The organism is Bacillus fonticola, from assembly GCF_012955605.1.
Taxonomy (GTDB): domain Bacteria; phylum Bacillota; class Bacilli; order Bacillales; family JC228; genus Bacillus_CG; species Bacillus_CG fonticola.
Genome location: NZ_CP052135.1, coordinates 2,689,127 through 2,703,641, shown reverse-complemented (window position 1 = coordinate 2,703,641; position 14,515 = coordinate 2,689,127). Strand labels below are relative to the sequence as shown.

General features: G+C 45.3%; 15 protein-coding genes and 2 pseudogenes. 15 read left to right on the top strand and 2 right to left on the bottom strand.

The features are described 5' to 3' along the window. The first annotated feature begins 158 nt into the window (after positions 1-158). The 6 genes from HHK01_RS13390 to HHK01_RS13365 all read left to right on the top strand — a co-directional run bounded on the left by HHK01_RS13390 (position 159) and on the right by HHK01_RS13365 (position 6,188). Positions 159-1,298 (top strand): sensor histidine kinase, encoded by a 1,140-nt coding sequence (locus tag HHK01_RS13390; RefSeq protein WP_170008244.1) that lies wholly within the window; start codon positions 159-161, stop codon positions 1,296-1,298. Positions 1,299-1,334: 36 nt separating this feature from the next. Beyond that, positions 1,335-2,024 carry a response regulator gene (locus tag HHK01_RS13385; RefSeq protein WP_170008243.1) on the top strand — a complete coding sequence of 230 codons (690 nt, stop codon included), beginning with the start codon at positions 1,335-1,337 and terminating at the stop codon, positions 2,022-2,024. Positions 2,025-2,311: 287 nt separating this feature from the next. After that, on the top strand, positions 2,312-3,172 hold the full coding sequence (locus tag HHK01_RS13380) for a DegV family protein (protein WP_170008802.1): 861 nt from the start codon (positions 2,312-2,314) through the stop codon (positions 3,170-3,172). 541 nt (positions 3,173-3,713) lie between these two features. Continuing rightward, positions 3,714-4,862 (top strand): ATP-dependent helicase ComFA, encoded by a 1,149-nt coding sequence (locus HHK01_RS13375; protein ID WP_228027577.1) that lies wholly within the window; start codon positions 3,714-3,716, stop codon positions 4,860-4,862. A 302-nt stretch (positions 4,863-5,164) separates the two neighbouring features. Then, positions 5,165-5,638 carry a ComF family protein gene (locus HHK01_RS13370; RefSeq protein ID WP_170008241.1) on the top strand — a complete coding sequence of 158 codons (474 nt, stop codon included), beginning with the start codon at positions 5,165-5,167 and terminating at the stop codon, positions 5,636-5,638. 121 nt (positions 5,639-5,759) lie between these two features. Then, complete coding sequence (locus HHK01_RS13365) at positions 5,760-6,188, top strand: TIGR03826 family flagellar region protein (protein ID WP_170008240.1); 429 nt, start codon at positions 5,760-5,762, stop codon at positions 6,186-6,188. A 46-nt stretch (positions 6,189-6,234) separates the two neighbouring features. Here HHK01_RS13365 and HHK01_RS13360 read toward each other — a convergent pair whose 3' ends face one another. Together HHK01_RS13360 and HHK01_RS13355 are read right to left on the bottom strand one after the other, a co-directional pair. Further along, entirely contained in the window at positions 6,235-6,606 is a 372-nt protein-coding gene (locus HHK01_RS13360) for a VOC family protein (RefSeq protein WP_170008239.1), read from the bottom strand. A 417-nt stretch (positions 6,607-7,023) separates the two neighbouring features. Next, the gene (locus HHK01_RS13355; RefSeq protein ID WP_170008238.1) at positions 7,024-7,623 is read right to left on the bottom strand and encodes a hypothetical protein; all 600 of its coding nucleotides are present in this window, start codon (positions 7,621-7,623) and stop codon (positions 7,024-7,026) included. Between the two features lie 186 nt (positions 7,624-7,809). Between HHK01_RS13355 and flgM the strand changes: the two genes are divergently transcribed. From flgM to HHK01_RS16015, 9 genes and pseudogenes are all read left to right on the top strand, one after another. Beyond that, entirely contained in the window at positions 7,810-8,085 is a 276-nt protein-coding gene (gene flgM / locus HHK01_RS13350) for a flagellar biosynthesis anti-sigma factor FlgM (RefSeq protein WP_170008237.1), read from the top strand. 15 nt (positions 8,086-8,100) lie between these two features. After that, complete coding sequence (locus HHK01_RS13345) at positions 8,101-8,583, top strand: flagellar protein FlgN (RefSeq protein ID WP_170008236.1); 483 nt, start codon at positions 8,101-8,103, stop codon at positions 8,581-8,583. 24 nt (positions 8,584-8,607) lie between these two features. After that, positions 8,608-10,164, top strand: coding sequence for a flagellar hook-associated protein FlgK (gene flgK / locus HHK01_RS13340; protein ID WP_170008235.1), 1,557 nt, complete (start codon positions 8,608-8,610; stop codon positions 10,162-10,164). A 21-nt stretch (positions 10,165-10,185) separates the two neighbouring features. Further along, complete coding sequence (flgL, locus tag HHK01_RS13335) at positions 10,186-11,061, top strand: flagellar hook-associated protein FlgL (protein WP_170008234.1); 876 nt, start codon at positions 10,186-10,188, stop codon at positions 11,059-11,061. 257 nt (positions 11,062-11,318) lie between these two features. Next, on the top strand, positions 11,319-11,900 hold the full coding sequence (locus HHK01_RS13330; protein ID WP_170008233.1) for a DUF6470 family protein: 582 nt from the start codon (positions 11,319-11,321) through the stop codon (positions 11,898-11,900). Positions 11,901-12,002: 102 nt separating this feature from the next. Next, positions 12,003-12,446: a flagellar assembly protein FliW gene (gene fliW / locus HHK01_RS13325; protein ID WP_170008232.1), complete on the top strand. Its 444-nt coding sequence runs from the start codon at positions 12,003-12,005 to the stop codon at positions 12,444-12,446. Between the two features lie 4 nt (positions 12,447-12,450). Next, complete coding sequence (csrA, locus tag HHK01_RS13320) at positions 12,451-12,681, top strand: carbon storage regulator CsrA (RefSeq protein ID WP_170008231.1); 231 nt, start codon at positions 12,451-12,453, stop codon at positions 12,679-12,681. 339 nt (positions 12,682-13,020) lie between these two features. Beyond that, positions 13,021-13,377 (top strand): annotated as a pseudogene (locus HHK01_RS16020) (flagellin N-terminal helical domain-containing protein); the annotation flags it as partial. 753 nt (positions 13,378-14,130) lie between these two features. Then, positions 14,131-14,391 (top strand): annotated as a pseudogene (locus HHK01_RS16015) (flagellin); the annotation flags it as partial. Between the last annotated feature and the right edge of the window lie 124 nt (positions 14,392-14,515).

Below are 14,515 nucleotides of genomic sequence, written 5' to 3'. Positions count from 1 at the left end.
AGCAAGTCGGTCTAGGTTTTGGTTAAATGGAGCTTAGGTACCTGTTCACAAAATGTGCGACTATGGGTTTGGTTGTCAACGACGGCGCTCTTCACAGGGCATTTTTACTAACATACAATTCTTATTCTTACATTTAGCAATGTTCGGAGGAGAGGCCTATGTCTCGAAGGCTAGACGGTCGCGCGCTCGATCTTATTCTCGATAAGATGATCCGGACGGTAGGCGATAGTAAGCAAGAGATTTATCAGATTAGTGAAGCTTCTCGGGACGAATTTACTTCATTGACTGAACAGCTAAAAGAGGTGAAAATCCGCGTTCATGAGACCATTCATGAAGGTGAGCGGATCGAAGTGAAGCTGAATTACGCTAGAACGCGGCTTAGTGAAGTGAGCCAGCAGTTTGAAAAGTATTCAGAAGATGAAGTGCGAGAAGCTTATGAATATGCCCATGATTTACGCACGAACCTTTCGCTGAACCGCCAACAGGAAAAACAATTACGAGAGCGACGAGATGAGATTGAACGACGTCTACTCAAATTAGAAGAAACGATTCAACGGGCGGATCATTTGGTAAGTCAAATTACAGTCGTACTAAACTACTTAACGGTCGACTTACGAGAAGTGAATCGAGCATTGGAAGATGCAAAGAGAAAACAGGACTTTGGCTTTCAAATCATTGAAGCCCAAGAAGAAGAACGTAAAAAGCTGTCTCGAGATATTCATGACGGTCCTGCGCAGATGCTCGCGAATGTGATATTACGCTCAGATTTGATCGAACGCATTCATAAAGAGCATGGAATTGACGAGGCAATGAAAGAAATCAAGAGCCTAAAAGGGATGGTCCGCTCGGCATTGTATGAAGTTCGACGCATTATCTATGATCTTCGTCCTATGGCCCTGGACGATTTAGGGTTAGTGCCTACCCTCAAAAAGTACTTACATACTGTCGAAGACTATCATAAAACAGTGATCTCTTTTGTCACGCTTGGAGAAGAGCAAAGATTGCCCTCTAAGTTAGAAGTCGCCTTGTTCCGCCTCGTTCAGGAAGCTGTGCAAAATGCGAACAAACACGCAAATGCTTCAGAAATTCAGGTGAAGATTGAACGAAAGCGGGACTTTATTACTGTTGTTGTGAAAGACAATGGAAATGGCTTTGAGATTGGCGGGGAGAAAGCTGGTTCTTTTGGACTGATGGGAATGACTGAGCGCGTCGAACTATTAGAAGGCAAGATGAAAATTGATTCGACAGTGGGAATGGGTACGACGATACGTATTGTCGTTCCATTAAAAGAAAAGTAGTAGACAAAGAGTGAGAGGAAAAGGAGGCAATGGTTCATGACAAATATCATCATTATTGATGATCACCAATTGTTCCGTGAAGGTGTGAAGCGAATATTAGAATTTGAAAAAACGTTTCGTATCGTTGCTGAGGGAGAAGACGGTTCGGAGGCTCTCCGACTTGTCGAGCAATTTCGCCCGGACGTTGTCATCATGGACATCAACATGCCGGAAACAAATGGGGTTGAAGCGACACGAAAACTCATTAATAGGTATCCGGAAACAAAGGTGATTATCTTATCTATTCACGACGATGAATCGTATGTCACACATGCGCTGAAATCAGGTGCTATGGGATACCTGTTAAAGGATATGGATTCTGAAGCTCTCGTCCAAGCTGTAAAAGTGGTGGCAGACGGGGGGAGTTATTTGCACCCGAAAGTGACGCACAACTTGGTAAGAGAATACAGAAGGCTAGCTGAAGATGAGGACGCGGGTAAGAGTGCTGCAAAGGGATTTTCACCGGTTGAAGTACGCAGGCCCTTGCATTTGTTAACCCGCCGAGAATGTGAAGTGCTCCAACTATTGACGGATGGGAAAAGTAACCGCGGGATCGGTGACGTTCTGTATATCAGTGAGAAAACAGTGAAAAACCATGTTAGTAACATCCTACAAAAATTAAGTGTGAACGACAGAACACAAGCGGTAGTCGTTGCGATTAAAAAGGGCTGGGTAGAAATACGTTAAGGAATAGCTTAAGGGAGAGATCATCGCGTTAGTAAAAGAACGATGCGTTGATCTTTTTTGTGCGGTAACTTCGGTTGTGGGTCAGAACGCAGGATAGCGGACTATTACTGAGCTCGAAATTGTTCACGGAATTATCCGCAATAGCAGGAATTCCACCACCCCTCTCGAATATAGTAAGGACGATTGAACTAGAGAGTGGGCGAGTGTAGTATCGTACTCTACAATTAAGGTCAATTTTATTAGTCAGCCACTTACATAAGCAAATACGATAAAGCGAGGCAAAGATGATGAGAACGGCAATAGTTACAGATTCAACAGCGTATATTAGCCCTGACCTCCGAAAGAAGTATAGTATTCATGTCATTCCGTTGAGTGTTGTCTTCGGTAAAGAGGCGTATCGTGAGGAAGTTGAGCTGACTGTCTCTGATTTTTACGAGATGGTCGGGAAGGAGGGTGCTTTACCAACAACATCTCAGCCTTCAGTCGGAGAATTTGTCGAGCTTTACAAGGAATTGTCAAAATCATATGAGACCGTAGTCAGTATTCACTTATCCAGTGGTATTAGTGGTACGGCACAAGGAGCACAAGCTGCTGGACAAATGGTAGAGGGCATCGACGTCCATGTCTTTGACTCTGAGATCAGCTGCATGATTCAAGGGTTTTACGTATTAGAAGCTGCCAAAAAAGCACAAAAAGGGGCAGACGTAAATGAGATTATGTCCCACCTAGAAGCGCTGCGCCCGACATCGAACGCATACTTTATGGTCGATGATCTTGCCCACTTGCAACGTGGCGGACGTCTTTCAGGTGCTCAAGCATTTATTGGGGGTCTCCTGCAAGTCAAGCCCATCCTTCATTTTGTGAACAAAAAAATTGCCCCATTTGAAAAAATTCGCACGAAGAAAAAAGCGATCAAGCGGTTGGAAGAGTTGCTCTCAGAAGCTGTTGAGCGGGAACCTGCACTTCAAGCAGTCATAATCCATGCAAATCGAGAAGAGGAAGTCGAAGCTTGGAAGAATCAGTTAGCAGCCGCGCACCCCTCTGTTACGTTTTACCTAAGTTATTTTGGCCCTGTTATCGGCACCCATCTCGGGGAAGGTGCACTCGGTATGGGTTGGATGAAGAAGTCGGAGGAGTCAGGCTGTTGAAAACGCTCGCATTTGTCGTCACAGGGGGCTCCTCCCGTGCTCATGATCACAATCAGGTCACACTGCTCCTCCTGCGACCCCGTTGCTAGACAGACAAGCGCTTTCAATGGCGCCTGATGGTTCTACTACAGAGCTTTTCGGAAAACTTAGGAGTAGGGTTGTACCTTACTCCTGCTTTTATTCAATCCGCAATTAGAAGGTGATGTCTGTGAAATATACATTTTTACCGAGTCAATTCCCCCTTTCTCAATCCTCTCCGTTCCCTGCCTTTTCCTATGTTCTTTCAGCTCAACTCGCGCTGTTCTTTCGGTTACAGCATCTTTTAGAAGGGCGCAGTTTGCTTGCTGTGGAAATCGGTATGCATGGTGACACTTTAGCGTGGGCAGTGTCGCAGGGCTGGTTGCGGGAGATTCCGGGTATACGTTTAGAAAACGGAGTTGCACATTGTCAACGCTGTGGCGAGTCTTCTCCCAAGCGATTAGTTCCATACTCGTGTGTCCGCTGCATGAAAAAGTGTACCTACTGCCGAACATGCCTGCAAATGGGGCGTGTCGCAGTATGTACGAGCCTTTATGAATGGACAGGTCCACCCAGTCGGTGGAAAGATTCTTCAGCTTTGCACTGGGGGGGTGAGTTGTCACCTGCACAAAGGCGTGCCAGTGACCGGGTGATAGAGGCCGTTTCAAACGATCAGTCCCTATTGGTTTGGGCGGTTTGCGGATCTGGAAAAACAGAAGTGCTATTTCGCGGGATTGAGCGTGCATTACAGCAAGGCAAAAGGGTGTGCATCGCCGCACCGCGAACGGATGTGATTTTAGAGCTTGCTCCTCGGTTGCAGGAAGTATTTCCGTATATACCCGTAGCCACTTTATACGGAGGTGCGCCAAATCGTTTTGCAACAAGTTCCCTCACCTTATGTACTACCCATCAATTGCTTCGTTTCTCCCACGCGTTTGATGTAATCGTTGTCGATGAAGTCGACGCGTTTCCGTACTCTGTTGACGCCACGCTGCAATTTGCCGTTCGAAAGGCGTTAAAAACCAACACATCCCCGATTGTCTATTTGACCGCTACCCCACCGCGTTATTTCCAAAAAGCATGCCGCCAAGGTGTCCAGCCCTACGTTCGCATTCCTGCACGATATCACCGTAACCCGCTTCCCGAACCGACATTTGTCCGTTGCTTTTCATGGCGGAAGGCGGTTGAAAAAGGGCGCTTGCCTACAAAAGCACTTCAGTGGATGAACGCACGGCTTGAACAAGGTCGTCGTGTACTACTCTTCTTTCCAAACATTCATCTCATGCAAAAAGTTGAAAAAGGCCTCTTGAAACACCTTCCAGAAGCAACAAGCGTTCATGCCGAAGATCCCGCGCGGAAGGAGAAGGTACAAGCGTTACGCGTAGGAGATCGCCGGGTGTTACTGACGACAACCATTTTAGAGCGTGGCGTCACGATTCCGTTTGTCGATGTGGCGGTTATTGGCGGTGAGCATCGCCAATTTACAGAAGCTGCACTAGTACAAATTGCTGGGCGAGCCGGACGAAAAAAGGACGATACGATGGGACAGGTTTGTTTCTTTCATAATGGAGTTTCGCTAAGTATGCTGCGGGCACGACATCACATTCGAAGTATGAATCGTGAAGCATTAGCTAATGGAGATCTTGACTTTAGAGGGGGACCGCGCCCATGAAGCGTCTGTTTAAAACTATTGTAGAGGTGGATACTTGTCTGTGTTGTGGGGTCCCAGTAGACGAATGGGGGAGCTGGACGTGGTTCCGCTCTGGAGCGAGTCGAACACCTGTCTGCTCTTCTTGCCAAAAGCAGCTCATCCGCATTCCATCAAGGATAGGTTGTCCTCGTTGTCGGAAAGCCCCTTTACAAAAGCCCACCTTATCTGGTGTGTCTTGCTGGATGCCGGCCACTCCTCCTGAAAGATCGCTCCCGCTTTGTCATGATTGTAGAGGGTGGCTACAAGGAGTAAGGGGGGATGATTTGCTTTGGAATCACAGTTTTTTTCAATACAATGCGTTTTGTCAATCGTTGGTCGCGCGCTTTAAGTATCGGGGAGACGTAGCAGTGGCTGGTGTGGTGAATGTGTTACTGCGTGACGTTGTACGAGGGTGGAAGCCAGATGTCCTTGTCCCAATTCCCGTGTCAAAGGAGCGAGGTCAAGAGCGTGGTTTCAATCAAGCGAAAGCACTTATAGAGGAAGCTGGACTCCTTGCAACCGATGCCCTGTGGCGACTTCATCGAGCAAAGCAAGCGAAAGGTCAACTCGCTGAACGATTCGAACTTGAAGGTGTTTTTCAACTGCAAAATGATGTCGATGTGACAGGTAAACGCGTACTACTCGTTGATGACGTGTATACGACGGGCGCCACCGTTCATGAAGCAGCACACGTTTTGAAACAAAGTGGGCAAGCAAAAGAAGTCGCATCCGTAACAATGGCAAGAGCGGTTGAATAATACAATTTTCGTCGGGTCAAAAAATGACAGAGCGATTGAATAATAGAATGTTCCCCCGTTCCCCTTTTATTATATTTCGTTATAATAGAAGAAAAGACAGGTAGAGGGGTTGGACAACAACATGGGAGAACTGAATAACTGTCCAAGTTGCGATGCAGTTTTTGTAGAAACAAGCTTTCGTGACGTATGCGGAGAGTGTTTTAAACAAGAAGAGGTCGATTTTGAGAAAGCCTATGACTTTATAAAAAAAAGAGAGAATCGTACGGCTACAATGGATGAGGTGACAGAAGCGACCAGCGTTACCCAAGACCTTCTTATCAAATATATTAAGAAAGGGCGACTCCGTCTTGCACAGTTTCCAAATCTAGGGTATCCGTGTGAAAGGTGTGGAACCTTTTTGAGAGAAGGAAAGATTTGTATCGGGTGTAGAGAACAACTCACAAAGGATTTACAACAGCATACAACCGATGAAAAACGACAAAAAGAGTTGCTAAAGCAAGAACAGAAGCTAACGTACTATACGTTTGGTGGGAAAAAGGGATCTCAGTAAAATTTAAGAGGACTTATGCGTAAAGATGCAAAAGTCCTCTTTTTATTTAGGTTAGATACTCCAAGAACTCAATACGATTACCAAAAGGATCTTTGACGAAGAAGCGTTCTCGTCCATCAATCGGTGTGTCTGGCTTTATTTCAACGCCTTTTCGCTGTAAGTTGTTCCGGAGTTCTGTTAAGTCTTTCACAACGAAAGCAGGGTGCGCCTTTTTGGAAGGGGTAAAATCCTCCTGAGTACCGACGTGCAACTGCTGTGCGCCTATTTGAAACCAGCAACCATCGCGTCTTTGTAACGATATAGGCTTTTCTACTTCTTCTAGCCCTAAAGTTTCTCCGTAAAAAGTCCGCGCACTCTCTTCGTGATTAGGAGGAGCAGCTACTTGAATATGATCAATACTGATAATGTTAAATCCCATATACTCGCACCCCTTTTCCCTTCATCATGACAGAATACTGCGAAAATGGATAGGGTTTCATCTTCTTACTCGTCCAATTAGAAAAAGAAGAATACATAGAGAAGCGTACACTACAAGAAGATCAGCGCACGATGCTGGTATGATTGCTGCACTACATGGTCAGTATTATGATAAGGCCTATGAGCTAGGGCCTGAGTGTGAATCAGAACGTTTGGATTTGAAGTTGTAAGGATGTCGGAAAAGGTAGAAAATTGCCGAGGAAATAAACAAGAAAGATGAGATTTTAAACAGTTATTTAAGTGTTAAAAGTAAACTTAACAGGCAGTGTACCGCTTAATCAAACGTTTGTTTAAATTTCAAATAATCAATATTTCCCCAATCCCAACCGGAAATATGTGTGGGATTGGGGAAAAGATATTAATACTTTCTTTTGTACGGGCCTTTCCATTCACGTGAAATCAAGTTGAAGATGTTGTTGTGGGTTTCGAGGTTATCTTCGATGTGCTTAAAGTGACCACGCATCTCAATTGTGAGGTTATCTATACGCTCTGTGTTTCTCTCGACAGCCTTAATAAGTGACTCGTGGCTAGATTCAAGATTTTTGTGACTGGTTTCGAGTGCTTCAAGACGCTGATTTGTTGCTCGTTGCCCTTGTTCAAGAGTTTGCTGCCCCAGCTCAAGGTCGCGTTGCCCCTTTTCAAGAGCCAGTTGTCCCTTTTCAAGGGCCTGTTGCCCCTTTTCAAGAGCCAGTTGTCCCTTTTCAAGGGCCTGTTGCCTCTTTTCAAGAGCCAGTTGTCCCTTTTCAAGGGCCTGTTGCCTCTTTTCAAGAGCCAGTTGTCCCTTTTCAAGGTCGCGTTGTCCCTTTTCAAGGGCTTGTTGCCCCTTTTCAAGAGCCAGTTGTCCCTTTTCAAGAGCCTGTTGCCCTTGCTCAAGTGACTCAAGTCGTGTATTTGTAACTTGTTGCCCCTTTTCAAGATTGTCGAGCTTCTGTAAAATTTGCTGTAAGAGCTGCTCCATTATCTCACCTCCTCTTTAGCATAGTATACCAAAGTCCTCGACAGATTTGGACAAATATTATAGAGGTATCATCCAAAAGTCCTTTAGTGAAAATAGGGACGAATTTCCTCATCCATTCTACTTAACTTTACTTTCCAAAAGTCGATATAAACGGTAAGAGTGCGAACGGAAGAAAGGAATGGAACTATGAAGATTCAACCATTTGGAACCAGTGGTATTAATCCTTACAAGCAGTATCAGCCCACTGTACAGCAACCAAAATCAATCGAACGAACGCAAAGCGACCAACTTCACATCTCAGACCGTGCAAAAGAGCTTCAACAAAAAAGTGCCACATCAGTTGAACGTGAACAACGAATGGAGCAGTTGAAAGTAGACGTACAGTCTGGCAACTATACAGTTAATCAGAAGGAAGTCGCGAGAAGTCTAGTAGATTTTTATAAAACGACCAACCGACCGTAAAGGAGGCAGCCTTTGTTGCCAAATCGAGAACTTATCCAAACGATGAATGCTTTATTGCAGCTACACGATAGCCTATGGTCCGTAACGGAAAAGAAAACGGAGATCCTTCAAAAAGGTGACACGGAAGCACTTCAACAGTTACTAAAGGAAGAAGACAAACATGTGCGAGCGATTGAGAAGGTCGAGCGGAAGCGACAACAGCTCGTACGCGATCTCGTTCCAGAACACGGAACAAGCTCATTTGATGATTGTCTCGCCTACGTTAGCATAGCGGACAAAGAGAAGATGCTCGCTATTCGTGAACAACTTGCGGGTAAGCTCCTACAAATTAAAGAACGCAACGTACTCAACCAGGAGCTACTCAATCAGTCGTTGCATTTTGTCCATCTCTCTATGAATATGTTGCGACCGAAAGAAGAAGCGACGACATATGGTCCTCAAAAAGGAAAGAAGCCACAGCAACAGAATGGACAAGGATTCTTTCAAGCAAAAGTGTAACGACCGAAACGGAGGAACGAATTCATGCGTTCAACATTTCAAGGTTTGGAAACGGCAAAGCGCGGTATGTTTGCACAACAAACGGCCTTGTCTGTAACAAACAACAACATCGCCAACGCGAATACACCAGGTTACTCCCGCCAACGAGTGAACTTTGAACAGACAAATCCGTACCCGCCAAGCAGTTTTAACCGTCCGGATGTAACCGGACAGCTCGGAACCGGAGTGGAGGCCGGATCGATTCAACGCGTGCGCGAAGCTTTCCTGGATATTCAGTACCGTGGGGAAAATAGCAAAGTGGGCTACTGGTCAACTCGAGCTGACGCTATGCAACAAATGGAAGAGATTATGAACGAGCCGAGTGAATCTGGACTGGCTAAAACGATGGATCAATTTTGGTCGTCTCTGCAAGACTTGTCAGTGGATCCGACAAATCAGGGAGCGCGATCTGTTGTTCGCCAACGAGGGATTGCTCTTGCAGAAACGTTTAACTATTTATCCACGTCTCTTTCTAACATTCAGACGGATTTGAAAAACGAGATGGAAGTAACCGAGCAGGATGCGAATTCGCTCTTGCGGCAGATCGAAGGTATTAACAAACAAATTTCGGAAGTAGAGCCTCATGGGTATTTGCCAAACGACTTGTACGATCGCCGCGATGTGTTGATAGATGAATTATCAAAGCTTGCAAGCGTGAAAGTCGAATATAGTGGTAGCGGTGGCAACCCTTCCTCCATTGCTGAAGGACTAGCAACTGTGAAGCTCCTCGATGAAAGTGGTAGCGAATTAACAACACTCGTCAGTCCTTCGGGAAGAAAAGATATCAATATTCAATACGACGGCGATGCGGTATCAGGTATTTCAGTCGGTGGGAAAGTGATCTCAGCAGCTGAATTCAGTTCTCCTGGAAAGCTACAAGGATTAGTGGAGGCATACGGTTTTGAAAGCGAAGCAGGGGATGTTGAAGGTCTGTACCCAAACATGCTGGCAGAGCTCGATAACTTGGCCTATACATTTGCTCAAGCTTTTAATACAGTGCACGGAGACGGTATGAGCCCGAACGAGATTACTAATGACCAAACGAACGAAGATATTCGATTTTTTGCAGACGCAAGCTCAGATGACGGAGCGCTTGGAGACAAAGCTGGATTTGCAAGTCGCATGACGATAGACGACCAAATTCGTGACAGTCTTGACAACATTGCCCACGCCATTCCTAATGAAAATACAGGGGAGGCTGAAATGGGGGATTCCTCCAACGTACTTGCCCTCGCTGAAGTGATTAAAAATGATCTTGCATACAGTGAAGACGGTTCAACTAGCTTCTCTAACTATTACGAGTCGGTGATCGGTGCCATGGGTGTGAACGCCCAAGAGGCAAACCGCATGACAGAAAACGGTGAACAGCTCCGCAGTGCAGTGGAAGGACGCCGTCAATCAGTAAGCAGCGTCTCGCTCGATGAAGAAATGACGAACATGATTAAATTTCAACAAGCCTATAACTCGTCTGCACGGATGATTACGACAGTAGATGAAATGCTTGAACGAATCATTAATAATATGGGATTGGTCGGACGCTAATCCAAAAGTGAGGTGAGGTCGATGCGCGTAACCCAAAGCATGCTCGCATCCAACTCCTTAAGTTATTTAAGCAAAAGCTATGAAAAACTCGGAATGTACCAAGACCAGCTTTCTTCAGGGAAGAAGATTACCAAACCTTCTCAAGACCCTGTTGTTGCGATGAAGGGTGTACAGTATCGCTCTAACTTGAATGACATTCAGCAGTACAAACGTAATTTGTCTGAAGTCTATTTATGGATGGACAACTCAGAAGCAGGCATTGAGCAAACGAATAACGCCTTACAGCGAGTTCGTGAACTGCTGATTCAAGGAAAGAACGGGACATTGAGTGAGGATGACAAACAAGCAATCGGCGAAGAAATTGGTCAGCTTAAAGAATCTGTTATGGGGATAGCCAACACACAAGTGGGTGGGCGTTACATCTTTAACGGAACGAGTGTCGATCAGCCACCTGTTACAGAAGGAAACCCACCCGTTTCGACCATCAATACCGACCCATACGAAGTTCAAGTATCTCCAGGTGTGAAACTACAAGCGAGCGTGAACGGAGAAAACGTGTTTTCTAGTGAGATGTTCCAAACTCTACAGAACATTGAAGATACTTTGAACGGCGCAGAGGACTTAGACATGGACGAGTTACTCAGTGATCTAGATGGCAACATCGAGACAATGTCTGCGGAACGATCAGAACTCGGCGCACGTTATAACCGCCTCGAAATGATCGAAACCCGTATCGACCAACAAGAGGTGATGTCGTCCCGCGTACTTTCTGAAAACGAGGACATCGACATTGAACGCGTCATTACAGATTTGAAAACACAAGAAAGCGTACACAGAGCCGCCCTCGGAGTCGGTGCACGCATCATTCAACCGACATTACTAGATTTCTTGCGGTAAAGGCTATTCCATAGAGGGATAGCTTTTCTTTTTGAAAAAGGCTCTTTTTGCATTATTTGTTGCTATTGAAATGTAATGCGACATAACATACCGCTCCGGAAATACACTACGCTTTCCGCGGGCTCCGCGCTGAGCCTCCTCGTTCGCAAAGGACGCTCACTGTGGGGTCTCAGCGTCTCCGCTTTTCCGCAGGAGTCTACGTGTATTTCCTCCGCTAGGATTGCGACAACAGCACAAAACAAGGGTGGTGAACCTAGATGCAAATACCTCAACTGCGCATAGACCAGCAATGGGGAAAAACTGGACTCAATATCACAAAACCGAAACAAACAATCCAGCAGCCAAAAGCTGACCTGAGCATCCAGCAACCGAAAGCAGATCTACAAATTGACTCGCGTCCAGCTACCATTAGCATTGATCAGCAGAAAGCGCGCGACGCAGTGGACCTAAAACGTATCTCGACAAGAATCCGTGAGTTTGCCGAAATGGGAAAATCGGACTGGCTAGCTGGGATGGCAAGACGCTCTCAAGAAGGTGACCGCCTCATGAAAATTGAAAATGGCGGGTTCCCAATAGCTAGCATTGCTGCAGAAAACAGCATGGCACAAATGAAAGACTTCAATATCGGTTTTATTCCACCATACGGAAGCGTCGAAATCAGCGTCGATCCAGGCGAACTACAAATTGACGCGACACCACGAAAACCCATTATTGAAGCACAACAAAACGCTCCGATTATTGATTACCAACCAGGATCTGTTGAAACGTACATGCGCCAAAACCCATACATCGAGATTTCGTTTGATATGCCAGAGCCTACGATTGATGCAACTGCTTAACATATTTTCAGCACGCGAGCCAGCGCCAAGGACGGCACGTTTTTAGCAGAAGTTCCGATTTCACAAGTGCCTGGCCCGCACAAGAAAAAGGAGGCAATTCCCATGAACATCGAAACAAAATATCACGACACCATACAAATAGAAGCCAACCAAATCTACACGTTCCAACGAGGAATACCAGGGTTCCCTGAAGAACATCAATTCACCATTCTCCAGCTCACTGACGACGGCATGTACCAAGTGCTGCAATCAATCAACACACCAATGCTCGCTTTCGTAATCACAAACCCATTCGCTTTTCTCGCTAACTACGAATTCACACTCGATGAACCAACTGTAGAGCAGCTTCACCTCGAAAACGAAGAGGAAGCGCAAATCTTTGTCATCGTGACCGTAACAGACCCATTCGACCAATCAACCGCTAACTTCCAAGCGCCAATCATCTGTAACGTCCGCACGAAGGAAGGAAAGCAGGTCGTCTTAAACGAAGGTAACTACGCTATGAAACAACCACTCATTACAAAAACAGCAGCGGAGAAGGGGTGACGGCATGCTCGTACTGACACGCAAACAGGGGGAAACGCTTTGTATTGGTGACGACATCGAGATAGAGATTATCTCGCTGAAAAACGACCAAGTGAAAATCGGCATCCGCGCCCCGAAATCGGTGGATATTGTGAGGAAGGAGCTCTTAGCGGACACGGCTGCAGCGAATGCGGAGGCGGTCGGAGGAACGGTAGATGTGAGGAAGCTATTATCGGGTGGAAAACAAGGGGAGTGAGCTGTATAGGGGTGTCAGCATCAATCCCCAACAAAGCCACGAGTGCCATCGCCGAACATCCACAATCCCGAAGCACGCATTCCTGCTTCAACAGGACGTGGGTGCTTCTGCGTTGCGCCAGGACGGCGTGGTTTTTGAAGAAGTTCCTCTAGCAGGACCTCGACCGCAAAGAATACGCACCAAACACCGAAAAAAGTAAAATAACCCCTAAACAGAATGAAAATCACACCGATATAAAGACTGTAACCGGCAAAAGCGGCGCGGCCGACCGCTCACGCCACCAAAATCATTAGCGGATCACAAGGACGTGATCCCTCAAATTCAAGGAGGAAAACAAACATGCGTATTAACAGTAATATCGCGGCGTTGAACACATATCGTCAGTTGAATACTGCTCAAACTAACCAATCTAAATCAATGGAGAAATTGTCTTCGGGGCTTCGTATTAACAAAGCTGGGGATGACGCGGCGGGGTTAGCGATTTCTGAGAAAATGCGTGGGCAGATTCGTGGGTTAGACCAAGCGTCACGTAATGCTCAGGATGGTATTTCTATGGTTCAGACAGCAGAGGGTGCATTAAGCGAAACACAATCTATTTTACAACGTATGCGTGAACTTTCTGTTCAAGCTTCTAATGATACTAATACTGCGGATGATAGAAATGAGATCCAAAAAGAGATTGGGCAATTAAACTCTGAGATTGATAGGATCTCAGGTACAACGGAATTTAATACACAAAAATTATTAAATGGTAGTTTAGGTGCATCTGCAACGTCAAGTAATTCTTCAAACGTTGCCGTTGTTTCTTCAACTGGATTAAAAGTTGGCAATTATACGGTAACTGTTGATACGGCAGCTACTAAGGCTACAACTGCAGCAAGTTCTGCAGCTTATGCAGACGATACAGCTGTAGCAACTGCTTTTGGTGCAAATGATAAAGATGTCGCTATTAATGGTGTTCAACTTGATACTACTGGTGTAACAACAAAAACAGCATTAACAACACTAATTAATTCAAAATCTGGTGAAACTGGTTTTACAGCTGCATTTGATGGAGATGACAAACTTGTATTTACAGCAACGGAATTTGGCTCTGGCAAAACATTTGCTATAACAGGAGCAAATGCATCAACAATTAATGGTGGAGCACTTACAGATGGAAAAGATGCAGTTGCAACAATAGCTGGTCCAGATGATACAAAAGTTGTTACTGGAACTGGACAAAAACTTGTTTATGGTACTGCTGAGTTTACAGCTACAGCTACATCCGATGATTCTTCAGCTACAATTAATGTAGCATCTTCAGGAGTAAGCTTCCAAATTGGTGCTAACAAAGATCAAACAATGTTAGTTGATATTAATCAAATGGATACAACTACCTTAGGAAATGATATTAATAAAATTAAAGATATCAATGTTCTTACAACTGCTGGTGCTGAAACAGCTATCAAAACAGTAGACGATGCTATTAAGCAAGTTTCCAGTGAACGTTCAAAATTAGGTGCATTCCAGAACCGTCTGGATCACACAATCAATAACTTAAACACATCTTCCGAAAACTTAACTGCTGCGGAATCTCGTATCCGTGACGTAGACATGGCGAAAGAAATGATGAACCAAACTAAGAATTCAATTCTTGCACAAGCAGCACAAGCAATGTTGGCTCAATCGAATCAATTGCCTCAAGGAGTTTTACAACTTTTGAGATAATGATTTAAGGGCGTCTAGCTTGGTAACGAGCTAGAGTATAACTGGGTGAATTGCTGGAACTTCCTAAAGCTTCATCAACCACAACGTAACTGGAAACGGTCAGCGTGAAGGTGTGAAAATGATG

Coding starts and splice junctions, on each gene's coding strand:
- HHK01_RS13360 (WP_170008239.1), bottom strand. CDS start 6,606: ATGGGATTTAACATTATCAGTATTGATCATATTCAAGTAGCTGCTCCT.
- csrA (WP_170008231.1), top strand. CDS start 12,451: ATGCTCGTACTGACACGCAAACAGGGGGAAACGCTTTGTATTGGTGAC.
- HHK01_RS13385 (WP_170008243.1), top strand. CDS start 1,335: ATGACAAATATCATCATTATTGATGATCACCAATTGTTCCGTGAAGGT.
- HHK01_RS13355 (WP_170008238.1), bottom strand. CDS start 7,623: ATGGAGCAGCTCTTACAGCAAATTTTACAGAAGCTCGACAATCTTGAA.
- flgM (WP_170008237.1), top strand. CDS start 7,810: ATGAAGATTCAACCATTTGGAACCAGTGGTATTAATCCTTACAAGCAG.
- HHK01_RS13330 (WP_170008233.1), top strand. CDS start 11,319: ATGCAAATACCTCAACTGCGCATAGACCAGCAATGGGGAAAAACTGGA.
- HHK01_RS13390 (WP_170008244.1), top strand. CDS start 159: ATGTCTCGAAGGCTAGACGGTCGCGCGCTCGATCTTATTCTCGATAAG.
- flgK (WP_170008235.1), top strand. CDS start 8,608: ATGCGTTCAACATTTCAAGGTTTGGAAACGGCAAAGCGCGGTATGTTT.
- HHK01_RS13375 (WP_228027577.1), top strand. CDS start 3,714: ATGGGGCGTGTCGCAGTATGTACGAGCCTTTATGAATGGACAGGTCCA.
- HHK01_RS13365 (WP_170008240.1), top strand. CDS start 5,760: ATGGGAGAACTGAATAACTGTCCAAGTTGCGATGCAGTTTTTGTAGAA.
- HHK01_RS13380 (WP_170008802.1), top strand. CDS start 2,312: ATGAGAACGGCAATAGTTACAGATTCAACAGCGTATATTAGCCCTGAC.
- fliW (WP_170008232.1), top strand. CDS start 12,003: ATGAACATCGAAACAAAATATCACGACACCATACAAATAGAAGCCAAC.
- flgL (WP_170008234.1), top strand. CDS start 10,186: ATGCGCGTAACCCAAAGCATGCTCGCATCCAACTCCTTAAGTTATTTA.